The 676-nt window shown below is 64.2% G+C and carries 2 protein-coding genes; one reads left to right on the forward strand and one right to left on the reverse strand.

Features of this window, described 5'->3' with window-relative positions; genetic code table 11:
• Positions 1-188 (reverse strand): hypothetical protein (locus NU1_RS39885; protein WP_157553685.1); only part of this gene is annotated, 188 nt, incomplete at its 3' end.
• 38 nt (positions 189-226) lie between these two features.
• On the opposite strand from NU1_RS39885, the gene NU1_RS39890 reads away from it, so the two are divergent.
• On the forward strand, positions 227-676 hold the full coding sequence (locus NU1_RS39890) for a cytochrome P450 (protein ID WP_067529739.1): 450 nt from the start codon (positions 227-229) through the stop codon (positions 674-676).

Raw genomic sequence — 676 nt, forward strand, 5'->3', positions numbered from 1 at the left:
GCGAAGCGGAAGCCGTCGCCAACTACGAGGAGATGATCGGGCTGCTGCAACACCTCGTCGAGTACCGCCGGGGGAATCCCGCTGACGATATGACCAGCACACTCATCTCCCACGTCGACGATCCCGCAAAGGATTTCAGCCTCGAGGAACTCGTCGGGACGCTGTATCTGACGGTCAACGCTGGACACGAGACGACGGTGGACCTATCGACCAGTCGATCTACCTGTTGCTCACCAACCCGGACCAGCGGGCCGCCGCACTCGACGGCAGTCTGCCCTGGGCAGATGTGATCGAGGAAGTGCTGCGATTCGAGCCATCGATCGCGCACGCCCCGCTGCGCTACGCGGTGCACGATTTCACGCTCGGCGACGTGGCGATCGCCGCGGGTGATCCGATACTGTCCTGCCCCGCCGGTGCCAACCGAGACCCCGAGATCTACGGCGACAGCGCGGGCAGTTTCGATCCCACACGGACGAACAAGGACCACATGGCGTTCGGGTATGGCCCCCACCGCTGTCCGGGTGCGCCGCTGGCCCGGCTGGAGGCGCAGGTGGCTCTTCCCTCGCTCTTCCAGCGGTTTCCACAGATGAAACTGGCCGTTTCTTCCGACGAGTTGGGCTCGGTACCCGGCTTTATCGCCAATGGGCACGACCGCCTGCCGGTGCTGCTGAAATAG

The organism is Nocardia uniformis NBRC 13702, from assembly GCF_001613345.1.
Lineage (GTDB): Bacteria > Actinomycetota > Actinomycetes > Mycobacteriales > Mycobacteriaceae > Nocardia > Nocardia uniformis.